This window comes from Streptomyces sp. NBC_01013 (assembly GCF_045162765.1).
Lineage (GTDB): Bacteria > Actinomycetota > Actinomycetes > Streptomycetales > Streptomycetaceae > Streptomyces.
On sequence record NZ_CP108687.1, the window covers coordinates 6278701 to 6303223 of the forward strand.

Consider the following 24523-nt stretch of genomic DNA (forward strand, 5'->3'; position numbering starts at 1 on the left):
GTCGATTCAGCAGCGCGGTCACGGGGGCAGCGCCCCCGTACCGGGCGGCGCCGGCGTTCCCAGCCGCGCCAGCACCTCCGCGCCGAACGCCCGCAGCAGCGGGTCATCCGCCGCGCACCACGCGGCGGCCGCCTGCCGGGTCTCCTCGTCGCCGCGCGCGCACAGCGCCTCGGCCGAAGCCCGCCAGTTGTCCAGCTCCGGACTCGCGGTCCGCAGAGCCCGTCGCGCCAGTTCCTCGAAGGGGGCGACGAGTCCCAGCTCCCTCTCCAGGACCGTGGCGATCGCACCGTGCCCCGTCTGCTGGTCCCGGCCCGCGGCCGGCCGGCCGTCGCGGACGAGTTCGGCGGTCAGCGTCTCCCCGCCGTCGACAACGGTCCGGCGCACCACGATCTCGTGTGCCCCCGTGTCCCCGTACAACTCCCGCAGACCAGAGCGCAACTCCTGCTCCAGGTCGGTGTCCAGCATGCGCCGCGCCTCGCCCAGCGCCTCCTCGACCGCGCCCTCCGGCGCCCCCGCACCGTGCCGCAGCAGCGCGCGCACGGTCGGCGAGGAGCCCCTGCGGGCCGCGAGCAGCAGGGGCGACTCGCCCTCCGGTCCCGGCAGACACGGGTCGGCGCCGTACGCCAGCAGCACCTCCGCGGTCCGCGCGTGACCGAGCCCCACCGCCCACCGCAGCGCCGTGAACCCGAACTGCTCGCGCAGATCCGGCCGTGCCCCGGCCGCCAGCAGCGCCTCGACCACCTCCGTGTGCCCGCCGCACGCCGCGCCGCACAGCGGAAGGTCACCGGACTCCGGACCACAGGCCCGGTCGGGGTCGGCGCCCGCCGCGAGCAGCAGCCGTACCACCCCCGGCCGGTCCGACACCGCGGCCAGATACAGCGCGCTCGCACCGTCCTCGTCCACCGACTCCGCGGACACGCCGGCGCGGAGCATCCGTACGACGGCGTTCTCGCCCTCGTACAACGCATCGAACAGGCTCGGCCCGCCCGCAGCCGCCGCCCTCGGATCATCTGTCACATTTCGACTGTAATACGCCGCGTGCCAGGGCCACTTGCCCGCAGCGGCGCCTCAGGTGGTGCAGTCCAGCACCGTCCGGCAGAGCGCGCACCGCGCCCGCACCCGGCCGCGGACCGGAACCCTGTTGCGCTGATGACAGGTCGGGCACGGGAACGCGACCCGCAGCCCGTCCCCTCCCGCCTCGAACGCGTACGGGACCTCGGGGCCCTGGACCGAAGCCGCGCCGGGGTGGTCCTGGGCGTAGCGCCGGTCCTTGGCGTACCGGCGCCGGCCCGCCCAGCCCGCGGCCGTCAGCGGTGGCTGCGCGCTCTCGCGCAGGGCCTGCGCCCGGCCCTTGGTGTACGCGGTGTACGCCTGCGGGCTGGTGAACCACGGCGAGGGATCCTCGCCGAACGCGAGCGCCCGCTTGGCCAGCACGTACCCGAACTCCTCCGGGGTGAGGTAGCCGAGCTTCTGGCTGGAGGTGGCGTCCTCCCGGAACGCGTCCAGCAGCAGCCAGCCCGCCCCCAGATAGGCCGCCGCGGTGTCGGTGAGGATCTCGTTGTCGCGGGTCCCCGTGAACTCCAGGCCGAGCCGGTGCAGCAGCACATGCATGACCTCGTGCGACAACGCGGCGCCGATGTCCCTGCGATGCGTACGGAAGCGGTCGTTCAGCTCGACGAAGTACTCCGGGCCCGCCGCGAGTTCGACACTGCCCGCGTGCTCCATCGCCCGGAACGCCACGATCACCCGGGCGTCCGGCAGCCGCAGATGCTGCACCATCGCCCGCGCCACCCGCTGCGCACCCAGATGCAGGTCGTCCGCATCGGCGAACGCCGCGTCGCCGGGGGCGAGGCTGGGGGCGAAGCGGTGGACCCCGTCGTACGACAGCCGCCGGTAGAGCGCGGTGATCGCCGAGCGGACGGTGGCCAGATGAGGGAAACCGTGCACCACCGGGCTGCCGTGGGGACTGTCCGACACGTGCTCACCCCCACGTCGCGACGCTCAACTCCTCACCACTGTAGACCGCGGCGGCCGCGGACCGTCAGGCATCCGCATCCGCATCCGCGTCCGCCGGCCCGCCCGCCCGCACGGGCACGCCCGGCCCCAGCAGCGCGTACGGCGCCGCCGCACCCTCCAGCTCCAGCACCCATACCTCGTTCACCCCGTCCCGCAGCACCGGGCCCGGCACGTACAGCGTCCGCTGCGGGCCCGCAGCCCAGTACCGGCCGAGGCAGAACCCGTTCACCCAGACGAATCCACGCGTCCAGCCCGGCAGTTCGAACCCCGCATGCCCGGTGCCGGACACGTCCCCGACCTCGAACGTGCCCCGGTACAGGCCGCTGCGCCCCGATCCGTCGACCGGTACGAACGGGACGTCCGCCACCGCGGCCGGCCCGTCGAACGCATCGAGCCGGAGCGCCCGCGCCCGTACGCCGTGCAGGAACTGGCGCTCGTGCAGCACACCACCGGTGATTCCCTTCGGCTCGCCCAGCCGCGGCCCGTAGTTGACCCGGCCCAGCGACTCGACCCACAGCTCCACCTCGGCGGGCCCGCCCACCGGCTCCGCGAGACAGTCGTCCTCCTCGCTCAACACGCCCTTGCGGACCCCGTCCACGTACACCACCGCCCGGTCCCGAAGGCCCGAAACCCCCAGGGTGTACGGGCCGCGCGGACCCGGCACCGCGACGCGGTACCGCACCAGGCCACGATCCACCCCCAACTCCTCGAACGTGGGCGGCACACCGGATTCCGGCGCCTCCGCATCACCCAGCGCCTCCATGACGTCGGGCAGCGGCGCCCACCGGGTCAGTTCGGCCCGCACCGGCGCCAGGCCGGTGGGCTCGGGCGGCAGCGGAGGGATCGGCCCGTCCGCGTACGGGGCGAGGGCCTCCCGGAACAGGTGGAACTTCTCCGTGGGCCGCCCGTACTCGTCGACCGGCGCGTCGTAGTCGTACGACGTCACCGTCGGCAGCAGATCCTGGTCCTGGAGCGGCCCGGAACGGTTGGCGCCCGCCCAGCCGGCGAAGTTCGTCCCCCCGTGCGCCATGTAGATGTTCACCGAAGCCCCGCACTCCAGGATCTCCCGCAACGCGTCGGCGGCCTGCGCCGGATCCCGCTGGACCGGCGGCGCACCCCAGTGCTCGAACCAGCCGCACCAGAACTCCATGCACATCAGCGGACCACCGGGCTGATGGCGCCGCAGCACGCGGAACGCCTCACGCGCCCCCGAACCGAAGTTCGCCGTGGCGAGCAGGCCGGGCACCGAACCGCCGGTGAGCATGTGGTCCTCGGGCCCGTCGGAGGTGAACAGCGGAACGCTCACCCCGCACTCACGGAGCATCGCCGCGAGCCGCCGGAGATGGACCGCGTCGGTGCCGTAACTGCCGTACTCGTTCTCCGCCTGCACCATGATCACCGGACCGCCGCGGTCGGTCTGCCGTGCCGCCACCTGAGGCAGCAACTCGGCGAACCATCGCTCCACCGCCTCCAGATACTCCGCGTCCCGGGTCCGCACCCGCCGGCCGAACCGCCCGGTCACCCAGGCGGGCAGCCCGCCGTTCTCCCACTCCGCGCAGATGTACGGCCCAGGGCGGACGATCGCCCACAGGCCGGCCCGCTGCGCGGCGTCCAGGAAGCGGCCGAGCGCCCCGACGTCGCGGAACTCGCCCGGACGCGGCTCGTGGAGGTTCCACGGCACATACGTCTCGACACAGTTCAGGCCCATCGCCCGCAGCATCGACAGCCGGTGCTCCCACTGCGCCTCGTGCACCCGGAAGTAGTGCAGGGCCCCCGACAGCAGCCGTACGGGCTTCCCGTCGAGCCGGAAGTGGCCGTCCGCCACGGTGAAGTCAGCCATCGTGCTCGTTCTCTCCTGTGCGCGCGGTCCCGTGAACGCCGCGCTGCGCGGCCCCGTACGAGCGGAACGCGGTACGTGTGACGGAGCGGGCGAACCCGGGAGGAATGTCACGGCCCAGCCTCACCCTCTGGCGTGCGGCCGGTCCATGGACAAAGATCACTGCTGATTGGACGCAGCACGCATTGCCGCGGCACCCACGGCTTCAGCAGACATCGCCGCAGCCCACAGGCCCGCGGGGCACGACACAGGAACCGGAGGAGCGAAGGCCGATGTACCACACCTGGATGCGCTTCTTCACGCCGAGCCCGCTCCACCATCGCCTCGGTCTGGTCTGTCTGGGGGTGGGCCTGCAACACGGCACGCTGCCGACCGTCGGCCCCCGCACCCTGGACCACCACGTGGCCGTGGTCATCAACGGGGGCAGCGGGTGGTTCGCGGGACCGGACGGGCGGCGGATCCCCGTCACCGCGCCCAGCTTGATCTGGCTGACCCCGGGCACCCCGCACCACTACGGCGCGGACCCGGTCACCGGCTGGGACGAGAGCTTCGTCGACTTCACCGGACCCGCCACCACCACGTACACCGAGCTCGGCTACATCGAACCCGAACGCCCCCTCGTCCCGCTCGCCGACACCGCGGCGCCGCGTGCGGCCGTGGGCCGGATGGTCCGGGCGGCCCGGCGCGGCAATCCGCTGCTGGAGGTGGAGACGGGGGCGGCCGTCCACGAACTCCTCGTCGCGCTCCGCCGGGCCCGCGCGGACGTCAGCCCGGACGGCGACCCCGTGCTGCAGGCCCTGGCCCGGGACGCCTTCCAGCCGCTGTCCGTCGCCGAGCACGCCGCCCGGCACGGCATGACACCGGCCGAACTGCGCACGGCGGTGCGGCGGGGGGCCGGCTGCAGCCCGAAGGACTACCTCCTCGGGATCCGGCTCGGCCGCGCCAAGGAGCTCCTGGCCACCGGCGACCTGCCCGTCGCCGCAGTCGCCCGGCGCGTGGGGTACGACGACCCGGCGTACTTCTCCCGCTTGTTCGCCCGCCGAGTGGGTATGGCCCCGGTCCGCTTCCGCGAACAGCAGGGACGCAGCGTGCCGGGCGGCTGGAGCGACCGGGTCCCGGACCCGGAACACCCTCCGACGATCATCCCGTAGCCGGGTCCCTCTAAGCTCACTGACCATGACCACGAGCGACATCGACGATTCCGTAGGCGCCGAGCTGAACCGGCTGCGCGAGAGCATCGACAACATCGACGCGGCTGTTGTCCACATGCTCGCCGAGCGCTTCAAGTGCACCCAGCAGGTGGGCCACCTCAAGGCCGCCCATCACCTTCCCCCGGCCGACCCGGCCCGCGAGTCCCGCCAGATCGCCCGGCTGCGCCAGCTGGCGGAGAGTGCCCACCTGGACCCGGCGTTCGCCGAGAAGCTGCTGAACTTCATCGTGGCCGAGGTCATCCGGCACCATGAGCGCATCGCTGACGAATCCGCGAACGCGGGAAGCGGTCCGGCCGTCTGAGAGGGCGCGGACCGGGTCTGCCCGGGCGACCCCGCCGGGTGCCCGGGCAGACCTGAGAGTGATCGGTTCAGTGGTACGGCGTGCAGGTCGTGGCGCCGTTCGACTTCACGATGCAGGCCCGGGCCCTGGAGGTCGACGGGTTGTAGTACATCGGGGTGCGGGTCACGTACGTGTGGGAAGTGCCGGCGACCTTGGCGGTCCAGCCGGAGGCGCCCGCCTTCGTGTAACCGAGATATGTGGTGCACGGGGTCCGCTCGAGTTACAGCGCTCAATCATGATGTGGCAATCCGGTGCAAGGCTGAAGTATGCGAGGCGGGCCCAGCTGTACGGGTCGCCGTCAGTCCTTCCCCAGCGCAGTTCCAGGAATTCGGAGCCCCCGACCTGGACAGCCCGGCCCGTCAGGGCGAGATCTCCTCCAGCGAGCGGTTCGCGGTCTCCTCCGCCAGGGTGCCCGCCACCGCCGCGCCCGCCAGGGCCACCGCTCCCAGCATCACGAACACGGCGGTGACGCTGTCGTTCGCCGCGTAGACCACGCCCACCAGGATCGGGCCGAGGATCACGCCCAGCCTGTTGACGGCTCCGCCGACGCTGCAGCCCAGGGCGCGCATCCGGGTCGGGTAGAGCTCGGGCGTGTACAGGTACAGGCAGATGTTGGAGCCGAAGAAGCCGACCGCCGAGAGCGAGGTCCAGATCAGGACCTGTACGGGGGTGCCGGCGCCCAGCGAGGCCAGGGTGAGCAGGAGCGCGGCCGAGGCGCCGAGGCCGAGGGCGAAGATCCGGCGGCGCCCCAGGACGTCGACCGTGAGGGCGGCGATCAGACAGCCGAGCAGACCGGCGACCGAGGTCACCGTGGAGTAGAGCAGGGCGTCGGAGAGGGGGAGGCCGTACTCGTCCCTGTAGATGCTGGGCAGCCAGGACGTCACGCCGTAGTTGACGAAGTAGCCGGTGAACCAGATCGCGCCGACGACGAGGGTGCGGCGCCGGTAGCGGCCGGTGAACAGGCCGCGCAGGCCGGTCGCGGCGCGTTCCGCCGGGGTGGCGGCCGCTGCCGTGGGTTCCGGGGTGGAGGTGGGGGCGGCCGGCCGGGGGAGTGGTTCGCCCGTCGCCGCCGACACCTTCGCCTCGATGGCGGTCATCACCGCTTCGGCCTCCGCCGTCCGGCCCCGCTCCGCGAGCCAGCGCGGAGACTCGGGGACCTTGCGCTGGACCAGGAAGGCCAGCAGGCCGGGCACGGCGGCGACCGCGAACATCACACGCCAGCCGGCCGCCGGGACCACCCAGGCCGCGACCAGTGCGCCGATGGTGAGACCGGCCGGGAAGACGAGCTCGTACAGCAGGACGAAGCGGCCCCGCTTGAAGCTCCGGGTGATCTCGCTGATGAAGGCCGCGGCCACCGGCACCTCGCCCCCGATCGCGAGCCCCTGGAGGAAACGCAGCGCCATGAAGGGGGTGAGCGAGGTGCAGGCGGTCAGGGCCAGGCTTGCTACACCGGACGCGGCCACGCAGTACGCGATCACCTTCACCCGGCCGTAGCGGTCGGCGAGTCGTCCCGACAGCAGGGCGCCGACGAGCATGCCGGCCGAACCGACCGTGAGGACCGCTGTGGCGTCGCCCGTGGACAGCTGCCACTCGTCGCGGAGCTCCGGCAGCGCGTAGGCGATCAGCAGCTGGTCGAAGGCCTCGAAGAAGGTGACGACACCCACGATCAGGCGGACGGTGACATGCCAGCGGGAGAGCGGCAGTCGCTCGAAGCGGGCGGCGATGGTGGCGCGGGTGGTGCCGGCCGGCGACGAGCCCGGTGCGGCGTCCTTCGAGATGTCGGTGCTCATCCAGGGTTCCTCCTGCTCCGCGTGGGGGCGGAGCGGTTGGGGAGCCAGGTGTGTACGAGGTTGCAGAGGGGAGGTGTGAGTCAGCCGAGCGTACGTGTGGGGAGCCGTCGCGCGGCGCTCGTGAGCTTGTGAAATCTCCCACTGCCCTCGGAGAACTTCTGTAGGTGCCTAGCTTCTAAGTGCTTAAGTTTTACCCGCCCGGGGGTGGTGGCCGTCAAGACCTCCGGAGGCAAAGGGAGATTTTGCCGAGGGGGCTTGCGCCCAATTACTTAAGCCCTTAGATTTTTAGCTCTGAGGTAACCGATTCGATCGCAGGAGGCCAACTGATGCTTGCCGACGAGGTGTTGGTAGCGGGGCAGTGGCGGCAGGGCCGTGGCGCCCTCATCGAGACGGTCGACCCGGCCACCGGCCAGGTCATCGCCGGAGTGCACGCCGCATCCCTCGACGACGTCGAGGAGGCCGCCGAAGCCGCCGCCCGGGCCGCGCACGACCCCGCCTGGCGCGAGCTCCCCGCCCACCTCCGCAGCCGGCTGCTCCACCGCATCGCCGACCTCGTCGAGCAGAGCGCCGACCGGCTCTCCGCCCTGCAGACCGCCGACACCGGCAAATGCCGCACCGAGACCCGCGCCCTCGTCCTCAGCGCCGCCGGCACCTTCCGCTACACCGCCGCCGCCCTGGAGACCGCCGAGGACGCCCTCACCCCCTCCCGCGGCCCGTACGTCACGATGAGCGTCCACGAACCCGTCGGCGTCGTCGCCGCGATCACCCCCTGGAACTCGCCGATCGCCAGCGACGCCCAGAAGCTCGCCCCCGCACTCGCCGCGGGCAACGCCGTTCTCCTCAAGCCCGCCGAGTGGACCCCCCTCGTCGCACTCGCCCTGGGCCGCCTCGTCCACCAGGCACTCACCGAGGCCGGACTGCCCACCGCCCTGCTCTCCGTCCTGCCCGGCCGCGGCAGCGTCATCGGCGACGCGATCGTCCGCCACCGGGCCGTGGAGAAGATCACCTTCACCGGCGGCACGGCCACCGGCCGCGCCCTCGCCCACGCCGCCGCCGACAAGCTCATCCCCATATCGCTCGAACTCGGCGGCAAGTCCCCGACGATCGTGCTGGAGGACGCCGACCTGGAGCAGGCCCTCGCCGGCGTCATGTACGGCGTCTTCTCCTCCAGCGGACAGAGCTGCATCGCGGGCTCCCGCCTCTTCATCGCCCGCTCACGCTACGAGGAGTTCCTCGGCGAACTCGTCTCCCGTACCGAGAAGCTCCGCGTCGGACCCGGCACCGACCCCGACACCCAGGTCGCCCCGCTCGTCCACCACCGCCACCGCGACAGCGTGGCCGCCTACGTCGACCTGGCCCGCGAGGAGGGCGCCACCGTCCGGTGCGGGGGAGCGGCACCCGAGGGCGACCACTACCGCGACGGCGCCTACTACCTCCCCACCGTCCTGGACGGCCTGCCCAACACCGCCCGCGTCTGCCAGGAGGAGATCTTCGGCCCGGTCCTCGTCGCCCTGCCCTTCGACGACGAGGACGACCTCGTCGCCCAGGCCAACGACAGCGTGTACGGACTGGCCTGCGGCATCTGGACCCGCGACCACGCCCGAGCCTGGCGCCTCGCCCGCCGCATCGACGCGGGCACCGTCTGGATCAACACGTACAAGCAGTTCAGCATCTCCACCCCGTTCGGCGGGCTGAAGGACAGCGGCATCGGCACCGAGAAGGGCCGCGACCTCATCCGCGGCTACCAGCGGCAGAAGTCCCTCTACTGGGCCACCGACACCACCCCCCTGCCCTGGGCCACCCAGTGAAGCCGAGCGAAAAGAAGCCGGAGCCCCCCATGCCGCACGAAAACCTGCACACCCGACGCCCGAACGAACCCGTCGCCCGGCTGCGCGCCCTGCGCTCCGTCGAGCTCCGCACCCCCGCCTTCACCGAGTCCGCCGACTTCTACCGTGAGGTCTGGGGCCTGGAACCCGTCGAACGGGAAGCGGACGCCACCTGGCTGCGCGGCACCGGCGAGGAACACCACGTCCTCCACCTCAGCCGCGGCGAACGCAACGGCCTCGGCCGCATCACGTTCGCCGTCGCCACCCCCGCCGAGATCGACGACGCCGCCCGCCGGCTCCTCGCCCGCGGCATCACCCCCGTGGCCGGCCCCGGCCCCCTCGACCAGGTCGGCGGCGGCTACGGGCTCCGCTTCACCGACCCCGAGGGCCGGCTGATCGAACTCAGCGCCCAGACCCACGCCGTCACCCCCCGCGGCCGGGACGCCGCCGTCCCCGTCGGCGTCACCCACACCGTCCTCAACACCACGGACATCGACGCCGCCGTCGCCTTTTACACCTCGGTCCTCGGCCTGCGCGTCTCCGACTGGTCCGAGCACCAGATGGCGTTCCTGCGCTGCAACGCCGACCACCACTGCATCGCGTTCAACCAGGCCGAGTGGACCTCCCTCAACCACGTCGCCTACGAGATGACCGACGTCGACCACTTCATGCGCGGCCTCGGCCGGCTCCGCCACCACGGCACCAACCCCCAGTGGGGACCCGGCCGGCACGGCCCCGGCAACAACACCTTCTCGTACTTCACCGACCCCGCCGGACTCGTCTGCGAATACACCTCCGAGGTCGCCCAGATCGTCGAGGACGCCTGGATCGCCAAGGTCTGGCGCCGCACCCCCGACCTCTCCGACCTCTGGGGAACCGCAGGCCCGCCCTCACCCGCAATCCGCAGCCACATGGCCGGCACACCCGACCCCGGCCCCCTCGCCACCACCCCCTCCGACACCACCGAAGAGGTGACCGCATGACCGCCACCCTCACTCCCCGGCCGGACACCACCGCCCGCCCCGCCCGCCCCGTGCGCCGCATCGGCCTCGTCGGCTGGGGAGCCATCGGACGCGTCGTCGGCACCGCACTCGCCGAAGGCCACATCCCCGGCGCCGAACTCACCTGCATCATCGACAACCGCCCCCTCGTCGACGCCCCCGCACCCCAGCTGTCCTTCGAGGACGCCCTCGCCGTCTGCGACCTCATCGTCGAAGCAGCGGGCCAGGCAGTCGTACGGGAATGGGCCGAGCGCGTCCTCGACAGCGGCGCCGACCTGCTGATCGCCTCCACCGGCGCCCTCGTCGACCCCGCCCTCACCGACCGGCTGCGCGCCGCCGGACCCGGCCGCGTCTACTTCACCGGCGGAGCCGTCGGCGGCCTCGACCTCCTCCAGGCCGTCCGCGGGCTCGGGCCCCTCACCTCCGTCACCCTCACCACCACCAAACTCCCCACCACCCTCCACCAGCCCTGGATGGACGCGGAACTGACCGAACGCCTGCGCACCACCACCGAACCCGTCGAGGTGATGCGCGGCACCGCGATCGACGTCCCGGTCAAGTTCCCCAAGTCGACCAACGTCGCCGCATCCGTCGCGCTGGCCACCGGCGACCCCGCCCTCGTCGAAGTCGTCGTCGTCGCCGACCCGGCCGCCACCCTCACCCGGCACGTCATCGAGGCAGCCGGACCGCACGGCACCTACCGCTTCGAGGTCGCCCACCGCCCCGACGAAGCGAACCCCGCCACCAGCCAGGTCGTCCCGCACGCCGTGCTCCGCAGCCTCGGCGCAGTTGTCGGCCGGGCGGGACAGATCCTGTGACCGCCCCCACCCTCGACGCCGGGGCCGTCCACACCCAGGAGGCAGGCGACCCCGACGCCCCGCTGCTGCTCTGCCTCCACGGCATCGGCTCCTCCTCCGCCGCGTTCGCCCCACAGCTCGACCAACTCGCCGACCAGGTGCGAGTCGTGGCCTGGGACGCCCCCGGCTACGCGGCCTCCGCCGACCCCGAACACGCCCCCGGCCTCGACGGCTACGCGGACACCGCCGCCGCCCTCATCCGCGAACACGGCGGCCCCGCCCACGTCCTCGGCGTCTCCTGGGGCGGCGTCATCGCGCTGCGCCTCGCCACCCGCCACCCGGACCTCGTCGCCTCCCTGATCGTCGCCGACTCCAGCCGCGGCTCCGGCACCCACCCCGACAAGGCCCGCGCCATGCGCGAACGCGCCGGACAACTCGCGGACCAGGGACCCGAAGCCTTCGCCGCCACCCGCGGACCACGCCTCGTCTCCGCCGCCGCACCCCCCGCCCTCGTCGAACGCGTCGTCGCCACCATGGCCTCCTCCGTCCGCAACCCCGGGTACGGATACGCAGCCGCGTCCATGGCCGAAGCCGACCTCACCGACGACCTCGCAGCCATCACCGCACCCGCCCTCGTCCTGTGCGGCGAACAGGACACCGTCACCGGCACCGACGAGTCACAGGCCATCGCCGGCGGACTCACCAAGTCCGTCTACGTCACCCTCTCCGGCGCCGGACACCTCTCCAACCAGGAACGCCCCGAGGCCTTCAACGCCTGGGTCCGCGCCCACCTCCACGTCGTCGCCCGCGTCCCCGCGTAACGACGCACCCCACCCCCACCACCGCACCGAGGAGCATCCCGTGCCCATCGACAACACCCCCTACGAGACCGACGGCGACCTCGCCAAGTTCACCGACTCCCTCATCGCCACCAAGGACTCCCGCGAACCCGACTGGAACACCCTCTCCTTCCAGGAGAAGGCCGGCGCCCAGTACCGCCGCGCCCAGATCCGCTACGTCGGCTCCGGTGCCACCGGCAACCACGAGAACGACAACCGCATCCTGCCCTCCGGCGGCTTCACCCTCTCCAACATGCTGCTCCCGCCGGGCGCCGAAGGCCCCGAGCACACCCACCACGACGTCGAGGAAGCCTTCTTCGTCCTGGAGGGCCAGGTCAAGGTCGGCATCCACCGCGGCGCCGACGAGGCCGAATACCGCACCCTCGGCTACCGCGACATGATCGTCGTCCCGGCCGGAGTCGCCCGCTCGCTGAAGAACGAGGGCGACACCGACGCCCTGTTCTGCGTCATCATCGGCACCCAGAAGCCGCAGGTCCCCACCTACCCCGAGCACTCCCCGATGCACGGCATCACCCGCGACTGATGACCACCGACCACACCCCCCGCACGGTCGTCGTCACCGGCGCCGGCCGCGGCCTCGGACTGGCCGCGGCCCGCCGGATCGGCAACGACGGCCACCGCGTGGTCATCGCCGAACTCGACGAGACCACCGGCCGGCACGCCGCCGACGAACTGCGCGCCGACGGCATCACCGCCGACTACCACCCGCTCGACGTCGCCGACCCCGGCTCCGTCGCCGCCCTCGCCACCACCCTCGCCGATGACGGCAGCCGGCTGTACGGACTGGTCAACAACGCCGGACTCGCCAACGCCGTGGGCGGCAAACCCTTCCACGAGATCGACGTCGAGGCCTGGGACCGCATCATGACGGTCAACGCCCGCGGCCCCTGGCTCGTCGCCCGCGCCCTCCTCCCGCTCATGCGGGCCCACGGCAGCGGACGCATCGTCAACCTCGCCTCCGACGCCGCCCTGTACGGCTCGCCCCGCCTCGCCCACTACATCGCATCCAAAGGCGCGGTCATCTCCCTGACCCGGGCCATGGCACGCGAGACCGGCGACTTCGGCATCACCGTCAACGCCGTCGCACCCGGCCTCACCGAAGGGGAGTCCGCAGTGGACATCCCCGCCGAACGCCACGAGCTGTACCGGCTCAACCGGGCGATCTCCCGGCCCCAGCAGCCCGCCGACCTCGTCGGACTGATCGCCTTCCTCATCGGCGACGAATCCGGCTACATCACCGGCCAGACCTTCGCCGTCAACGGCGGCTTCACGATGAACTGACCCGCCCGGGCCGACCGCGGGCCAAGGCCGCCCGGGCGGCCGCTCAGGCCCGCCGGCGAGCGAGGACAGCCGCCTCCCCGCACCACCCACCCGCACCCCCGACCCGCAAGGAACCCCCCCATGGACCTCCGCCTGAAAGGCCGCCGCATCCTCGTCACCGGCGGCAGCTCCGGCGTCGGCCTCGCCACGGTCCGCATGCTGCTCGCCGAAGGCGCCCTCGTCGCCACCTGCGGTCGCCGCGCAGACGCCCTCACCAAGGCGCTGGACGGACTCGCCGACCCGGACACGCTGTACCACGCACCCTGCGACGTACGCGACGAAGCCGCAGTACAGGCCTTCACCGAGAACGCGGCCACCCGCCTCGGCGGCCTCGACGGCCTCGTCAACAACGCCGGCGCCTCCCGGATGAAACCCTTCGCCGAGACCACCGCCGACGACTGGCGCGACGAACTCGAACTCAAATTCTTCGGCGTCCTCAACCCCCTCAACGCCGCACTGCCCCACCTGCGCGCCTGTGGCAACGCCTCCGTCGTCAACATCAACGCCGTCCTCGCCAAACAGCCCGAGACCGCACTGATGACCACCAGCGCCGCCCGCGCCGGCATCCTCAACCTCTCCACCTCCCTGTCCAAAGAACTCGCCCCCGACGGCATCCGCGTCAACTCCGTCTGCCTGGGCCTCGTCGACACCGGACAGTGGGAACGCCGCTACGCCGCCTCCGGCAGCCCCCTCGACTACACCGCCTGGCAGAGCGAACTCGCCGCCGACCGCGGCATCGCACTCGGCCGCCTCGGCAACGCCGACGAAGTCGCGTACGCCGTCACCGCACTCCTGTCACCCAGGGCCTCGTACATCACCGGCACCACCGTCGACGTCTGCGGCGGAGTCAACCGCGCCATCGCATAACCCCTCACACCCCCACCACCCCTCAGGAGCACCCGACATGACCCGACCCAACGGCGGCGACCTGCTCGTCGAGACGCTGCGCGGACTCGGCGTCGACACGGTGTTCGGCATCGTCAGCGTGCACAACCTGCCGCTCGTCGAAGCCGTCGACCGCGACCTCCGCTTCGTCCCCGTCCGCCACGAAGCCGCCGCCGTCAACGCCGCCGACGGCTACGCCCGCGCCACCGGCAACCTCGGCTGCGCCCTCACCAGCACCGGTACCGGAGCGGGCAACGCGGCAGGCTCCCTCATCGAGTCCCTCAGCTCCGGCACCCCCGTCCTCCACATCACCGGACAGATCGACAGCGCATACCTCGGCTCCGGACGCGGCTTCATCCACGAGACCAAGGACCAGCTCGGCATGCTCCGCGCGGTCTCCACCCACGCCGTCACCGTCACCGACGCCGAAAGCGCCGGCGACATCCTCCGCGACGCCGCAGCCCGCGCACTCACCGCCCCGCACGGCCCCGTCAGCGTCGAATGGCCCATCGACCTGCAGTTCGCCCCCCAGCAACTCACCGCCACCCCCGTGCCGAAGCCGGCCACCCCCGCCCTGCCCGACCCGGCACTCCTCGACGAAGCGGCCGCCCTGCTCTCCGCAGCCCGCCGCCCCCTCGTGTGGGCAGGCGGCGGAGCCAACGACGCACGCCCCGAACTCGCCGCACTCCTCGACGCCCTGAACGCCGGACTCGTCACCTCCAACTCCGGCCGCGGCTCCGTCCCCGAGTCCGACGACCGCGTCCTCGGCAACTACGCCACCGCACCCGCGGGCCGCGCCCTGCTCGCCGAAGCCGACGTCCTGCTCTCCATCGGCACCCACTTCCGCTCCAACGAGACCGCCGACTACAGCCTCGAACTCCCGGCCGTCCACATCCAACTGGACCTGGACCCGGCCGCCCCCGGCCGCGTGTACCCCGCCACCGTCGCCCTCCACGGCGACGCGACCGCGGTCCTCGCCGCACTCCTGGGACGCGTCACCAGCGGAGTCACCGAAACGACCTGGCCCGCGCGCGTACACAAGGCCCGCACCGACGCCCGCAGCGCACAACGCCACGCCATCGGACCCCAGGCCGCGATCAACGACGCCATCCGCGACGCCTGCCCGCCCCGGTCCGTCATCGCCCGCGACGTCACCATCCCCTCCTCCACCTGGGGAAACCGACTCCTGGAGATCACCGACCCGGCCACCAACGTCTTCCCCCGCGGCGGCGGAATCGGACAGGGCCTCGCCATGGGCATCGGCGCCGCACTCGGCCGCCCCGACACCCCGACCGTCGTCATCGCCGGCGACGGAGGCCTCGCCGTCCACCTCGGCGAACTCCTCACCCTCGCCCAGGAGAAGCCCGACCTCACCCTCCTCGTCTTCAACGACGGCGGCTACGGCGTCCTGCGCAACATGCAGGACACCCACTTCCCCCGCCGCTCCGGAGTCGACCTCACCACCCCCGACTTCGGGCTCCTCGCCGCAGCCATCGGCCTCCCCTACGCGAGGATCGCCGCCGAAGCCGACGCCGGACCCGTCATCAAGGAGGCCATCACCTCCCCGGGCCCCACCCTCGTCGAGATCGACCTCACCGCACTCGGCCCGATGAACACCCCGTTCACCCCGCCGGTCAAGCTCCCCGCCACCGCGACCGATACCCCTGGACAGGGAGGCAACCCGTCATGACCACCGCCGAAGAACCCCGGTTCGACCTGCTCGTCCACCGCATGACGTGGGAGGCCGACGGCGTCCTGAGCATCGAACTCACCCACCCCGCGGGCGACCCCCTCCCCGCCTGGCAGCCCGGGGCCCACATCGACGTACACACCGGCGGGCACATCCGCCAGTACTCCCTGTGCTCCGACCCCGCCGACACCACCCGCTGGCGCATCGGCGTGCTGCGCGAACCCGCCTCCCGCGGCGGCTCCGCCCACCTCCACACCCAGATCCGCCCCGGCCAGACCCTCCACGTCCAGGGCCCCCGCAACCACTTCGAACTCGACACCACGGGCGACGCCGCCGGCTACCTCCTCATCGCGGGCGGCATCGGCATCACCCCGCTCCTCGCCATGGCCCGCGAGGCCACCCGCACCGGCACGCCATGGCGCCTCGTCCACGGCGGCCGCACCCGTACCTCCATGGCCTTCGGCACCGAACTCACCGCACTCGCCGAACACTCCGGCGGAACCGTCGAATTCGTTCCCCAGGACGAACACGGCCACATCGACCTCGACACCCTCCTCCGCGACCTGACACCAGGCACCCAGGTCTACTGCTGCGGCCCCGAACCCCTCCTCACCGCCGTCGAGGAACGCCACCCCGACGCCCGTACGGAACGCTTCGCCGCCCCCGCCGCCGCACCCCGGGACGGCGAGGACACCGGCTTCGACATCGTCTGCTCCCGCACCGGACGCACCGTCGAGGTCGGCCCCACCACCTCCGCACTCGACGCGCTGGAGAACGCCGGCATCCCCGTCACCTCCTCCTGCCGCGACGGCATCTGCGGCACCTGCGAGACCAAAGTCCTCGAAGGCACCCCCGACCACCGCGACTTCCTCCTCACCGAGACCGAACGCGAAGCCGCCGCCTCGATGATGCTCTGCGTCTCCCGCTCCCGCACCCCACGCCTCGTACTCGACCTCTGACACGCCTCCGAAAGGAGCCGACATGACCAGCCCGACCACCCCGCAGTACCTCGAACCCCACCAGGCACGCACCGCCGAGCCCACCCCGTACGAGAAGAAGCTCGCCGCAGTGATCGAAGAGGTCTTCGGCAGCGGAGCCCACGACCTGCCCGGCCTCGTCGCCGGACTCAACGCCCGCGACCTGCCCGCCCCCGACGGCAGCCCGTGGACCGAGGACACCTTCCGCAACGAGATGCGACGCCTGGGAGCGTGAGACAACCATGACCACCGACACCCCCACCCCCGTACAGCCGGGCACCCCCACCCGCCCCTCCGAAGTCGCCCGCCCCGGCAACCGCACCGCCCAGCAGCTCTTCGACACCGGCATCCGCAACCAGTGGTACGCCGTCTGCCCCTCCGACTTCGTCCCCGCCGGCGGCATGAAGCGCCTCACCCTCCTCGGCGAGGAATGGCTCCTCTTCCGCCGCGCCGACGGCACCCTCCACATGCTCGAGGACCGCTGCCCCCACCGCGGCGCCCGCCTCTCCCTCGGCAAACACCTCGGCGACCGCATCGCCTGCTGGTACCACGGCGTCCAGGTCGACGGCACCGGCACCGTCGCCGCCGTACCCGGCCTCCCTGGCTGCAACCTCGAAGGCAAACAACTCGTCGCAGCCCCCCACGTCATCGAGACCGCCGGCGGCATCCTCGCCTACTTCGGCGACAACGAACACCCCGAACCGGCACCACTCGTACTCCCCGAACACCTCACCGACCCCGGCACCTCCGCGTTCCTCTGCTACGCCGAGTGGAACGTCAACTGGCGCTACGCCGTCGAGAACCTCCTCGACCCCATGCACGGCTCGTTCCTCCACCGCGACTCGCACAGCATGGCCGAAGGACAGACCACCGCCCGCTTCCGCATCCGCGAAACAGAGCGCGGCTTCTTCTTCGAGAAGACCGACCAGAGCGGCATCAACTTCGACTGGGTCGAACTCTGCCGCACCGGCATCGACTGGGTCGACCTCACCATCCCCTACCCGCCGACCGCCGGCCCCGGCGGACCCTTCGGCATCGTCGGCATGGCCACCCCCATCGACGAGAACCGCTGCGCCGTCTTCTTCTGGCGCTACCGCAAGGTCACCGACTGGCAGCGCGACACCTGGCGCTTCCTCTACAAGACACTCCTGGAGGACCGCCACTGGGACGTCCTCGAACAGGACCGCATCATGCTCGAGGACCTGCGCAGCGACGCAGACCAGGCGGAAAACCTCTACCAGCACGACCTGGGAGTGGTCCGCGTCCGCCGCATGTACCGCACGGAAGCGGAAGCCCAGGCAGCGGCGAACTGAACGACGTCCTCAATCGCCGGCACCGGCAACCAGCCACCAGCGCCACCAATCCGACCCCCGGCACCAGGACCCGGCCCGGCGACCGAGAACGTGCCACGCCACGGAAGCCGACGCCACCCACTCCGCGCCGCCACCGGCGGACCCGAGCGGTACGGCGATTGAGGACATCCCCACCCCTGGGCGACGGCGCCCCACGCCACGCCCGCCGGGCAATCGAGGACACCCACGCCGGAGCGACCCCGCGCCCGCGCAGCCGCCCCCGCACCAGCGAACCGCTACGCGCCCGCCTCCGCCGCCAACACCGAGCGCTCCAGCTTCTCCAGCAGCCCCGCCAACTGCGCACACTCCTCAGCCGACAACCCGGCCAGCATCCGCCGCTCATTGTCCAGATGCTCCGAGAACAACTCGTCGATCACCGACAGACCCTCGTCCGTCAACCGCGAATGCACCACCCGACGGTCCTGCGGATCCCGCTCCCGCCGAATCAGCCCGTCCTTCTCCAGACGGTCTATCCGCAACGTCACACCCGCCGAACTGATCAGCCCCGAATCAGCCAGCTCACCCGCCGTACGCCGAAACGGCGCCCCCGCCCGCCGCAGCGCCGTCAGCACATCGAAGCCCGCCATCGAGAGCCCCTTGCGCTCCACCGGCCGCGAGATCGCCGCGCTGTACCGCAGGAACGCCCGGTGCAGCCGGCCGAACACCTCCAACGGAGCCGTATCCAGCTCGGGCCGCTCCCGCCGCCAGTCCGCCACGATCGACGCCACCGCGTCCGGACGCCTCACGGAACCGGCAGCAGCGCCCGAATCCCCGGACCCCCCGGAGCCTGCCCCCACGCCGGAACTCGCGGAAGCCTGGTTCTTCGCCATCCCGGGCACTCCTCCGTACAGGTACACGTCATCAAGAATCTTAGCCCTCAAAGGACCCCGACGGACCTCGTCAGCCCTGCGAGAACCCACCTGCACACCGCCCACCGCGTACGGCAGCATGGCATCCATGTCCGTACTGACGCGCGATGAAGCGCAGGCCCGAGCCCAGTTCCTCGACGTACAGCAGTACACGATCGACCTCGATCTGACCGCGGGGGAGGAGACCTTCGACTCCCGTACCGTCATCCAGTTCACCGCCCTCGCCGCCGGTGACACCTTCGTCGAGCTCAAGCCCGCCACCTTGCGCTCCATCAGCCTCGACGGACACCCCCTGAACCCCTCGGACCTCACCGAGAACCGCTTCCCCCTCACCTCCCTCACCGCAGGCCCCCACGAACTACGCGTCGACGCCGCCATGCGCTACTCCCGCACCGGCGAAGGCATGCACCGCTTCACCGACCCCACCGACAACGAGACCTACGTCTACACCCAGCTCTTCATGGAAGACGTCCAGCGCGTCTTCGCCGCGTTCGACCAGCCCGACCTCAAATCCGTCTTCGCCCTCACCGTCACCGCCCCCGAAGACTGGACCGTCCTCGGCAACGGCATCGCCCAGCACACCGGCGACGGCCACTGGACCATCGCCCCCACACCCCCCGTCTCCACCTACCTCGTCGCCGTCGCCGCAGGCCCCTGGCACTCCATGACCACCGAACACGCCGGACTGCCCTTCGGCATCCACTGCCGACGCTCGCTGGCCCCCCACCTCGACGCCGACGCCGACGAAATCCTCGGCATCACCCGCGCCTGCTTCGACCGGTTCCAGGAAAAGTTCGACGAGCCCTACCCCTTCGACTCCTACGACCAGGCCTTCGTCCCCGAATTCAACGCGGGCGCCATGGAGAACCCCGGCCTCGTCACCTTCCGCGACGAATTCATCTACCGCTCCGCCGTCACCGACACCGAACGCCAGACCCGCGGCATGGTCATCGCCCACGAAATGGCCCACATGTGGTTCGGCGACCTCGTCACCCTCGCCTGGTGGGACGACATCTGGCTCAACGAGTCCTTCGCCGAATACATGGGCTACCAGACCCTCGCCGAAGCCACCCGCTTCACCGACACCTGGGTCGACTTCGGCGTCTCCCGCAAGGGCTGGGGGTACGACGCCGACCAGCGCCCGTCCACCCACCCCGTCGCCCCCGACCCCGCAGCCGTCCCCGACACCGCCTCCGCGATGCTCAACTTCGACGGCATCTCCTACGCCAAGGGCGCATCCGCGCTCCGCCAACTCGTCGCCTGGCTCGGCGAGAAGGACTTCCTGGCCGGCATCAACACCCACTTCGCCCGCCACAAATTCGGCAACGCCACCCTCGCCGACTTCATCGACAACCTCGCCTCCGCCACCGACCGCGACGTCCACGCCTGGGCCGACCAGTGGCTGCGCACCACCGGGGTCGACACCCTCACCCCCCACCTCACCGAAGCCGACACCACCTGGTCCCTCACCGTCGACCACCACGGCACCCGCCCCCACCGCATCACCGTCGGCGCCTACGACCACGCCATCGACACCCAGGGCGGCCCCGACCGGCTCGTCCTGCGCGAGCGCTTCGAGATCGGCATCCCCCAGGAACGCACCACCCAGGACGGCCCCCGCGAAGGCGACGGCACCACCACCCGCCCCGGCCGCCGCCCCGCCCTCGTCGTCCTCAACGACAACGACCTCACCTACGCCAAGGTCCGCCTCGACCCCGACTCCTGGCACACCGCCCAGGACAGCCTCTCCGGCATCCCCGACGCCCTCACCCGCGCCGTCATCTGGAACGCCGCCCGCGACATGGTCCGCGACGGCGAACTCGCCCCCACCACCTACCTCGAAGCCGCCCGCAACCACCTCCCGCACGAAACCGACCTGGCCCTCCTCCGAGGCGTCCTCACCTTCGCCGACACCCAGATCGCCGCCCGCTACATCACCCCCCAGGACCGGCCCGCCGCCCTCGCCACCCTCACCGCCCTCACCCGCGACCTCATCCGCCGCACCGAGGACAGCACCAACCCCGGCCTCCGCCTCACCGCCGTACGCCACTTCATCGACGCCGCCACCCAGCCCGACACCATCCACGGCTGGCTCACCGACGGCACCGTCCCCGGCGGCCCCGAACTCGACCCCGAACTGCGCTGGCGCATCCTCACCCGCCTCGCCGTCCTCGGCGCCACCGACGAAACAGCCATCGCAGCCGAACTCGAAGCCGACCCCAGCGCCACCGGCCAGGAAGGCGCCGCCCGCTGCCGGGCCGCCCTGCCCACCCCCGAAGCCAAGGCCGCCGCCTGGCACGCCATGTTCACCGACGACACCCTCTCCAACTACCTGTTCATCGCCACCGCCCAAGGCTTCTGGCAACCCGAACAGACCGACCTCGTCAGCGCATACGTGCCCCGCTACTACCCCGACGCCACCGCACTCGCCGTCCGCCGCGGCCCCGCCATCGCCGAAGCGGCCGGACGCCACGCCTTCCCCGTCTGCGCCATCGACGCCGACAGCGTCCACCTCGGCGAACAAGCCCTCACCGACCAGGCCCTCATCCCCGCCCTGCGCCGCAAACTCACCGACCAGATCGACGACCTGCGCCGCGCCCTCGCCGTCCGCAACGCCCACTGACCCCCACCCCGCACCCCGCACCACCCGTGCCCGGCCCGCCCTCACCCCGAGGACAGGCCGGGCACACCCACATCCGGACCCACAACCCCACGCACCACTACCACCCGAAGCCCACCCCAACGCCCCCAAGCCCCCACCCCTCCCCCTTTCGAGTTCACATCACCAGGCTCCCCGGCAACGCCCACCGAAACCCGGACAAGCTGGCATGTCCAAACGTGCGCACCCGAAGGGCCACCACCCATGCCCACCCCACCCCTCGCCGGATCCACCAACGGCCCCACCGCCCTACGCCCCCTCATCGACACCGTCCTCACCGCCCTCCAAGAAGGCGCCCGCCGCCGCGACGGCCCCCTCCCCGCCGGCGGACCCCACACCGTCACCACCCACACCCGCAACGCCCTCGACCCCCTCATCCCCGAACACGGAACCGGCCCCCACCACGCCCTCGCCACCCTCATCGGCGCCCTCACCGAAGGAGCCGCCGACCCCGCAGACCCCCTCTGCGCAGCCCACCTCCACACCCCACCCCTCGCCCTCGCCACCGCCGCCGACCTCGCCGCCTCCGCCCTCAACCCCTCCATGGACTCCTGGGACCAAGCCCCCGCCGCCTCCACCCTCGAAGCCGACACCACCGCAGCACTCGCCGCCGAGATCTACCCCCGACACCCCCACCCCGACGCCCTCATCACCACCGGCGGCACGGAAGCAAACCAACTCGCCCTCCTCCTCGCCCGCGAACGCCACGGCACCATCCAGACCATCTGCGGCACCAACGCCCACCACAGCATCACCCGCGCCGCCTGGCTCCTCGGCCTCCCCACACCCCTCACCGTCCCCGCCCCCGACGGCACCATCGACCTCACCGCACTCAACGACACCCTCACCCACCACCACGGACCCCACCCCCTCCTCGTCACCGCCACCGCAGGCACGACCGACACCGGCCAGATCGACCCCCTCACCGCCATCGCCGACCTCTGCCACACCCACAACGCCGAACTCCACATCGACGCCGCCTACGGCGGCCCCCTCCTCCTCAGCCCCACCCACCGCCACAAAGTCAACGGCCTCGACCGTGCCCACAGCGTCACCCTCGACCTGCACAAACTCGGCTGGCAACCCGCATCAGCCGGCATCCTCGCCGTCCCCGACCACCACCACCTCCACCCACTCCACCACCACGCCCCCTACCTCAACGCCGACGACGACACCCAAGCCGGAATCCCCGACCTCCTCGGCCGCTCCCTGCGCACCACCCGCCGCCCCGACGCACTCAAAATCGCCGTCACCCTCCAAGCACTCGGCCGCACCGGCCTCGCCGACCTCATCGACCGCACCTGCACCGCCGCCCACCACCTCGCCGACCTCATCACCAAAACCCCCACCCTCGACCTCTACGACCGCCCCACCATCACCACCGTCCTCTTCCGCCCCACCAACGCCGACGACCACACCGTCGCCACCATCCGCCGCGCCCTCCTCACCCGAGGCCACGCCGTACTCGGCCGCACCCGCACCCACGGCCACCTCTGGCTCAAAGCCACCCTGCTCAACCCCCACACCACCCCCCACGACCTCCAAAAACTCATCGACCTCGTCACCCACCTCACCACCGAGCTCACAGAAAGCAACACAAACCGATGACAGCCCGGACCGACCGGCCCACCCCCCAGACCAACCAGCCCCACGACCTCGTCGGCATCGGCATCGGCCCCTTCAACCTCTCCCTCGCCGCCCTCGCCCACGGCCTCCCCACCCCCCTCACCACCACCTTCTACGACCAACGCCCCGCCTTCCACTGGCACCCCGGCCTCCTCATCGACGGCGCCAGCCTCCAAGTCCCCTTCCTCGCCGACCTCGTCACCCTCGCCGACCCCACCAGCCCCTGGACCCTCCTCAACTACCTACGCACCCGCGACCGGCTCTTCCCCTTCTACTTCGCCGAGCGCTTCCACATCCAACGCGCCGAATACGACGCCTACTGCCGCTGGGTCAGCCAACAACTCCCCGCACTCCACTTCAGCCACCACATCGACGCCATCCGCTGGAACCCCCAACACGAACTCTTCGAAGTCGACTTCACCCAACTCGACCCCCACGGCGAAGCCGAAGCCCTCGGCCGCACCCACACCCGCCACATCGCCCTCGGCATCGGCACCGAACCCCACATCCCCGAACCCCTCAAACCCCTCACCCACGCCGGAACCGCCCCCGTCATCCACTCCGCCGACTACCTCCACCACCGCCAACAACTCCTCGAAGCCGAACACATCACCGTCATCGGCTCAGGACAATCAGGCGCCGAAATCTTCCTCGACCTCCTCCGCGCCCGCCCCACCGGCCACGAAAAACTCCACTGGCTCGCCCGCACCCCCGCCTTCGCACCCATGGAGTACTCCAAACTCGGCCTCGAACACTTCACCCCCGACTACACCCGCTACTTCCACGCCCTCCCCGAACCCGTACGCGACCAACTCGTCCCCCACCAATGGCAACTCCACAAAGGCATCGACCACGACACCATCACCGCCATCCACGACGAGCTCTACCGCCGCACCCTCCACGGCGGCTGGCCCGACGCCACCCTCACCCCCGGCGTCTTCGTACGCACCGCAGGCCGCGTCGCCACCACCCGCATCGAACTCCACCTCGAACACACCCAACAAGGCACCCGCACCCGCCTCACCACCGACGCCGTCGTCCTCGCCACCGGCTACCGCGAACGCCCCCTCGACCACATCCTCGGCAACCTCACCACCCACCTACGCCGCGACACAGCCGGACGCCCCCGCATCGACGCCCACTACCGCCTCGACCTCGACCCCACCATCACCGGCAACATCTACGTACAGAACGCCGAACGCCACACCCACGGAGTCGGCGCCCCCGACCTCGGCCTCGCCGCCTGGCGCAGCGCCACCATCCTCAACAACCTCACCGGCACCACCCCCTACCCCCTCCCACAACGCACCGCCTTCACCACCTTCGGCCTCACCCCCCACACCACCGAGATCCCCGCACAACCCCCCACCCTCGTCCCCCTCGCCCAAGGGAACTGACCACGCACCGACACAACAAAGGCGGCCGCCCACTCCCCGCAAAGGGAAAAGAGCGGCCGCCCCGACCACA

The 24523-nt window shown here is 71.5% G+C and carries 21 protein-coding genes; 16 read left to right on the forward strand and 5 right to left on the reverse strand.

Annotated features, from left to right (window positions below):
* Positions 1 to 18: 18 nt before the first annotated feature.
* The 3 genes from OG538_RS27350 to OG538_RS27360 all read right to left on the reverse strand — a co-directional run bounded on the left by OG538_RS27350 (position 19) and on the right by OG538_RS27360 (position 3856).
* On the reverse strand, positions 19 to 1017 hold the full coding sequence (locus OG538_RS27350; RefSeq protein ID WP_406097945.1) for an ankyrin repeat domain-containing protein: 999 nt from the start codon (positions 1015 to 1017) through the stop codon (positions 19 to 21).
* 51 nt (positions 1018 to 1068) lie between these two features.
* The gene (locus OG538_RS27355) at positions 1069 to 1977 is read right to left on the reverse strand and encodes a hypothetical protein (protein WP_406097947.1); all 909 of its coding nucleotides are present in this window, start codon (positions 1975 to 1977) and stop codon (positions 1069 to 1071) included.
* Between the two features lie 64 nt (positions 1978 to 2041).
* Complete coding sequence (locus OG538_RS27360; RefSeq protein ID WP_406097949.1) at positions 2042 to 3856, reverse strand: glycoside hydrolase family 35 protein; 1815 nt, start codon at positions 3854 to 3856, stop codon at positions 2042 to 2044.
* Between the two features lie 269 nt (positions 3857 to 4125).
* On the opposite strand from OG538_RS27360, the gene OG538_RS27365 reads away from it, so the two are divergent.
* Both OG538_RS27365 and OG538_RS27370 read left to right on the forward strand, forming a co-directional pair.
* On the forward strand, positions 4126 to 5004 hold the full coding sequence (locus OG538_RS27365; protein WP_406097951.1) for a helix-turn-helix domain-containing protein: 879 nt from the start codon (positions 4126 to 4128) through the stop codon (positions 5002 to 5004).
* Positions 5005 to 5029: 25 nt separating this feature from the next.
* Positions 5030 to 5365 (forward strand): chorismate mutase, encoded by a 336-nt coding sequence (locus OG538_RS27370; protein WP_406097953.1) that lies wholly within the window; start codon positions 5030 to 5032, stop codon positions 5363 to 5365.
* A gap of 398 nt (positions 5366 to 5763) precedes the next feature.
* Here OG538_RS27370 and OG538_RS27375 read toward each other — a convergent pair whose 3' ends face one another.
* Complete coding sequence (locus OG538_RS27375) at positions 5764 to 7194, reverse strand: MFS transporter (RefSeq protein WP_406097955.1); 1431 nt, start codon at positions 7192 to 7194, stop codon at positions 5764 to 5766.
* Positions 7195 to 7520: 326 nt separating this feature from the next.
* On the opposite strand from OG538_RS27375, the gene OG538_RS27380 reads away from it, so the two are divergent.
* The 11 genes from OG538_RS27380 to OG538_RS27430 all read left to right on the forward strand — a co-directional run bounded on the left by OG538_RS27380 (position 7521) and on the right by OG538_RS27430 (position 17863).
* Complete coding sequence (locus OG538_RS27380) at positions 7521 to 9002, forward strand: aldehyde dehydrogenase (protein ID WP_406097957.1); 1482 nt, start codon at positions 7521 to 7523, stop codon at positions 9000 to 9002.
* A 29-nt stretch (positions 9003 to 9031) separates the two neighbouring features.
* Positions 9032 to 10003 carry a VOC family protein gene (locus tag OG538_RS27385; RefSeq protein ID WP_406097959.1) on the forward strand — a complete coding sequence of 324 codons (972 nt, stop codon included), beginning with the start codon at positions 9032 to 9034 and terminating at the stop codon, positions 10001 to 10003.
* The gene (locus tag OG538_RS27390) at positions 10000 to 10839 is read left to right on the forward strand and encodes an aspartate dehydrogenase domain-containing protein (RefSeq protein ID WP_406097961.1); all 840 of its coding nucleotides are present in this window, start codon (positions 10000 to 10002) and stop codon (positions 10837 to 10839) included. The genes OG538_RS27385 and OG538_RS27390 overlap by 4 nt, the downstream gene beginning before the upstream one ends.
* Entirely contained in the window at positions 10836 to 11639 is an 804-nt protein-coding gene (locus OG538_RS27395) for an alpha/beta fold hydrolase (protein WP_406097963.1), read from the forward strand. The genes OG538_RS27390 and OG538_RS27395 overlap by 4 nt, the downstream gene beginning before the upstream one ends.
* Positions 11640 to 11679: 40 nt before the next feature.
* Positions 11680 to 12201, forward strand: a complete 522-nt coding sequence (locus OG538_RS27400) for a cupin domain-containing protein (RefSeq protein WP_389134295.1) — start codon at positions 11680 to 11682, stop codon at positions 12199 to 12201.
* Positions 12201 to 12959 (forward strand): SDR family NAD(P)-dependent oxidoreductase, encoded by a 759-nt coding sequence (locus OG538_RS27405; protein WP_406097965.1) that lies wholly within the window; start codon positions 12201 to 12203, stop codon positions 12957 to 12959. The genes OG538_RS27400 and OG538_RS27405 overlap by 1 nt, the downstream gene beginning before the upstream one ends.
* A 120-nt stretch (positions 12960 to 13079) precedes the next feature.
* Positions 13080 to 13865, forward strand: a complete 786-nt coding sequence (locus OG538_RS27410) for an SDR family oxidoreductase (RefSeq protein WP_406097967.1) — start codon at positions 13080 to 13082, stop codon at positions 13863 to 13865.
* 37 nt (positions 13866 to 13902) lie between these two features.
* Complete coding sequence (locus OG538_RS27415) at positions 13903 to 15573, forward strand: thiamine pyrophosphate-binding protein (protein WP_406097969.1); 1671 nt, start codon at positions 13903 to 13905, stop codon at positions 15571 to 15573.
* Positions 15570 to 16532 carry a PDR/VanB family oxidoreductase gene (locus OG538_RS27420; RefSeq protein WP_406097971.1) on the forward strand — a complete coding sequence of 321 codons (963 nt, stop codon included), beginning with the start codon at positions 15570 to 15572 and terminating at the stop codon, positions 16530 to 16532. Before OG538_RS27415 ends, OG538_RS27420 begins: the two co-directional genes overlap by 4 nt.
* A 22-nt stretch (positions 16533 to 16554) precedes the next feature.
* Positions 16555 to 16785, forward strand: coding sequence for a recombinase-like helix-turn-helix domain-containing protein (locus OG538_RS27425; RefSeq protein WP_359083304.1), 231 nt, complete (start codon positions 16555 to 16557; stop codon positions 16783 to 16785).
* Positions 16786 to 16792: 7 nt separating this feature from the next.
* Positions 16793 to 17863 carry a Rieske 2Fe-2S domain-containing protein gene (locus OG538_RS27430; protein WP_406097973.1) on the forward strand — a complete coding sequence of 357 codons (1071 nt, stop codon included), beginning with the start codon at positions 16793 to 16795 and terminating at the stop codon, positions 17861 to 17863.
* A gap of 275 nt (positions 17864 to 18138) precedes the next feature.
* On the opposite strand, the gene OG538_RS27435 is transcribed toward OG538_RS27430, so the two are convergent.
* Positions 18139 to 18732, reverse strand: coding sequence for a MarR family winged helix-turn-helix transcriptional regulator (locus tag OG538_RS27435; protein WP_406097975.1), 594 nt, complete (start codon positions 18730 to 18732; stop codon positions 18139 to 18141).
* Positions 18733 to 18859: 127 nt separating this feature from the next.
* Between OG538_RS27435 and pepN the strand changes: the two genes are divergently transcribed.
* The 3 genes from pepN to OG538_RS27450 all read left to right on the forward strand — a co-directional run bounded on the left by pepN (position 18860) and on the right by OG538_RS27450 (position 24453).
* On the forward strand, positions 18860 to 21394 hold the full coding sequence (pepN, locus tag OG538_RS27440; protein ID WP_406097977.1) for an aminopeptidase N: 2535 nt from the start codon (positions 18860 to 18862) through the stop codon (positions 21392 to 21394).
* Between the two features lie 240 nt (positions 21395 to 21634).
* Positions 21635 to 23038 carry a pyridoxal phosphate-dependent decarboxylase family protein gene (locus tag OG538_RS27445; RefSeq protein ID WP_406097979.1) on the forward strand — a complete coding sequence of 468 codons (1404 nt, stop codon included), beginning with the start codon at positions 21635 to 21637 and terminating at the stop codon, positions 23036 to 23038.
* On the forward strand, positions 23035 to 24453 hold the full coding sequence (locus OG538_RS27450; RefSeq protein WP_406097981.1) for a lysine N(6)-hydroxylase/L-ornithine N(5)-oxygenase family protein: 1419 nt from the start codon (positions 23035 to 23037) through the stop codon (positions 24451 to 24453). The genes OG538_RS27445 and OG538_RS27450 overlap by 4 nt, the downstream gene beginning before the upstream one ends.
* Positions 24454 to 24523: the final 70 nt, after the last annotated feature.

Excerpts from the sequence above, each read along its gene's own strand:
- OG538_RS27430 (WP_406097973.1), top strand. The coding sequence starts at position 16,793 with ATGACCACCGACACCCCCACCCCCGTACAGCCGGGCACCCCCACCCGC.
- OG538_RS27410 (WP_406097967.1), top strand. The coding sequence starts at position 13,080 with ATGGACCTCCGCCTGAAAGGCCGCCGCATCCTCGTCACCGGCGGCAGC.
- OG538_RS27445 (WP_406097979.1), top strand. The coding sequence starts at position 21,635 with ATGCCCACCCCACCCCTCGCCGGATCCACCAACGGCCCCACCGCCCTA.
- OG538_RS27380 (WP_406097957.1), top strand. The coding sequence starts at position 7,521 with ATGCTTGCCGACGAGGTGTTGGTAGCGGGGCAGTGGCGGCAGGGCCGT.
- OG538_RS27370 (WP_406097953.1), top strand. The coding sequence starts at position 5,030 with ATGACCACGAGCGACATCGACGATTCCGTAGGCGCCGAGCTGAACCGG.
- OG538_RS27360 (WP_406097949.1), bottom strand. The coding sequence starts at position 3,856 with ATGGCTGACTTCACCGTGGCGGACGGCCACTTCCGGCTCGACGGGAAG.
- OG538_RS27365 (WP_406097951.1), top strand. The coding sequence starts at position 4,126 with ATGTACCACACCTGGATGCGCTTCTTCACGCCGAGCCCGCTCCACCAT.
- OG538_RS27450 (WP_406097981.1), top strand. The coding sequence starts at position 23,035 with ATGACAGCCCGGACCGACCGGCCCACCCCCCAGACCAACCAGCCCCAC.
- pepN (WP_406097977.1), top strand. The coding sequence starts at position 18,860 with ATGTCCGTACTGACGCGCGATGAAGCGCAGGCCCGAGCCCAGTTCCTC.
- OG538_RS27420 (WP_406097971.1), top strand. The coding sequence starts at position 15,570 with ATGACCACCGCCGAAGAACCCCGGTTCGACCTGCTCGTCCACCGCATG.
- OG538_RS27425 (WP_359083304.1), top strand. The coding sequence starts at position 16,555 with ATGACCAGCCCGACCACCCCGCAGTACCTCGAACCCCACCAGGCACGC.
- OG538_RS27405 (WP_406097965.1), top strand. The coding sequence starts at position 12,201 with ATGACCACCGACCACACCCCCCGCACGGTCGTCGTCACCGGCGCCGGC.
- OG538_RS27415 (WP_406097969.1), top strand. The coding sequence starts at position 13,903 with ATGACCCGACCCAACGGCGGCGACCTGCTCGTCGAGACGCTGCGCGGA.
- OG538_RS27375 (WP_406097955.1), bottom strand. The coding sequence starts at position 7,194 with ATGAGCACCGACATCTCGAAGGACGCCGCACCGGGCTCGTCGCCGGCC.
- OG538_RS27435 (WP_406097975.1), bottom strand. The coding sequence starts at position 18,732 with ATGGCGAAGAACCAGGCTTCCGCGAGTTCCGGCGTGGGGGCAGGCTCC.
- OG538_RS27390 (WP_406097961.1), top strand. The coding sequence starts at position 10,000 with ATGACCGCCACCCTCACTCCCCGGCCGGACACCACCGCCCGCCCCGCC.
- OG538_RS27385 (WP_406097959.1), top strand. The coding sequence starts at position 9,032 with ATGCCGCACGAAAACCTGCACACCCGACGCCCGAACGAACCCGTCGCC.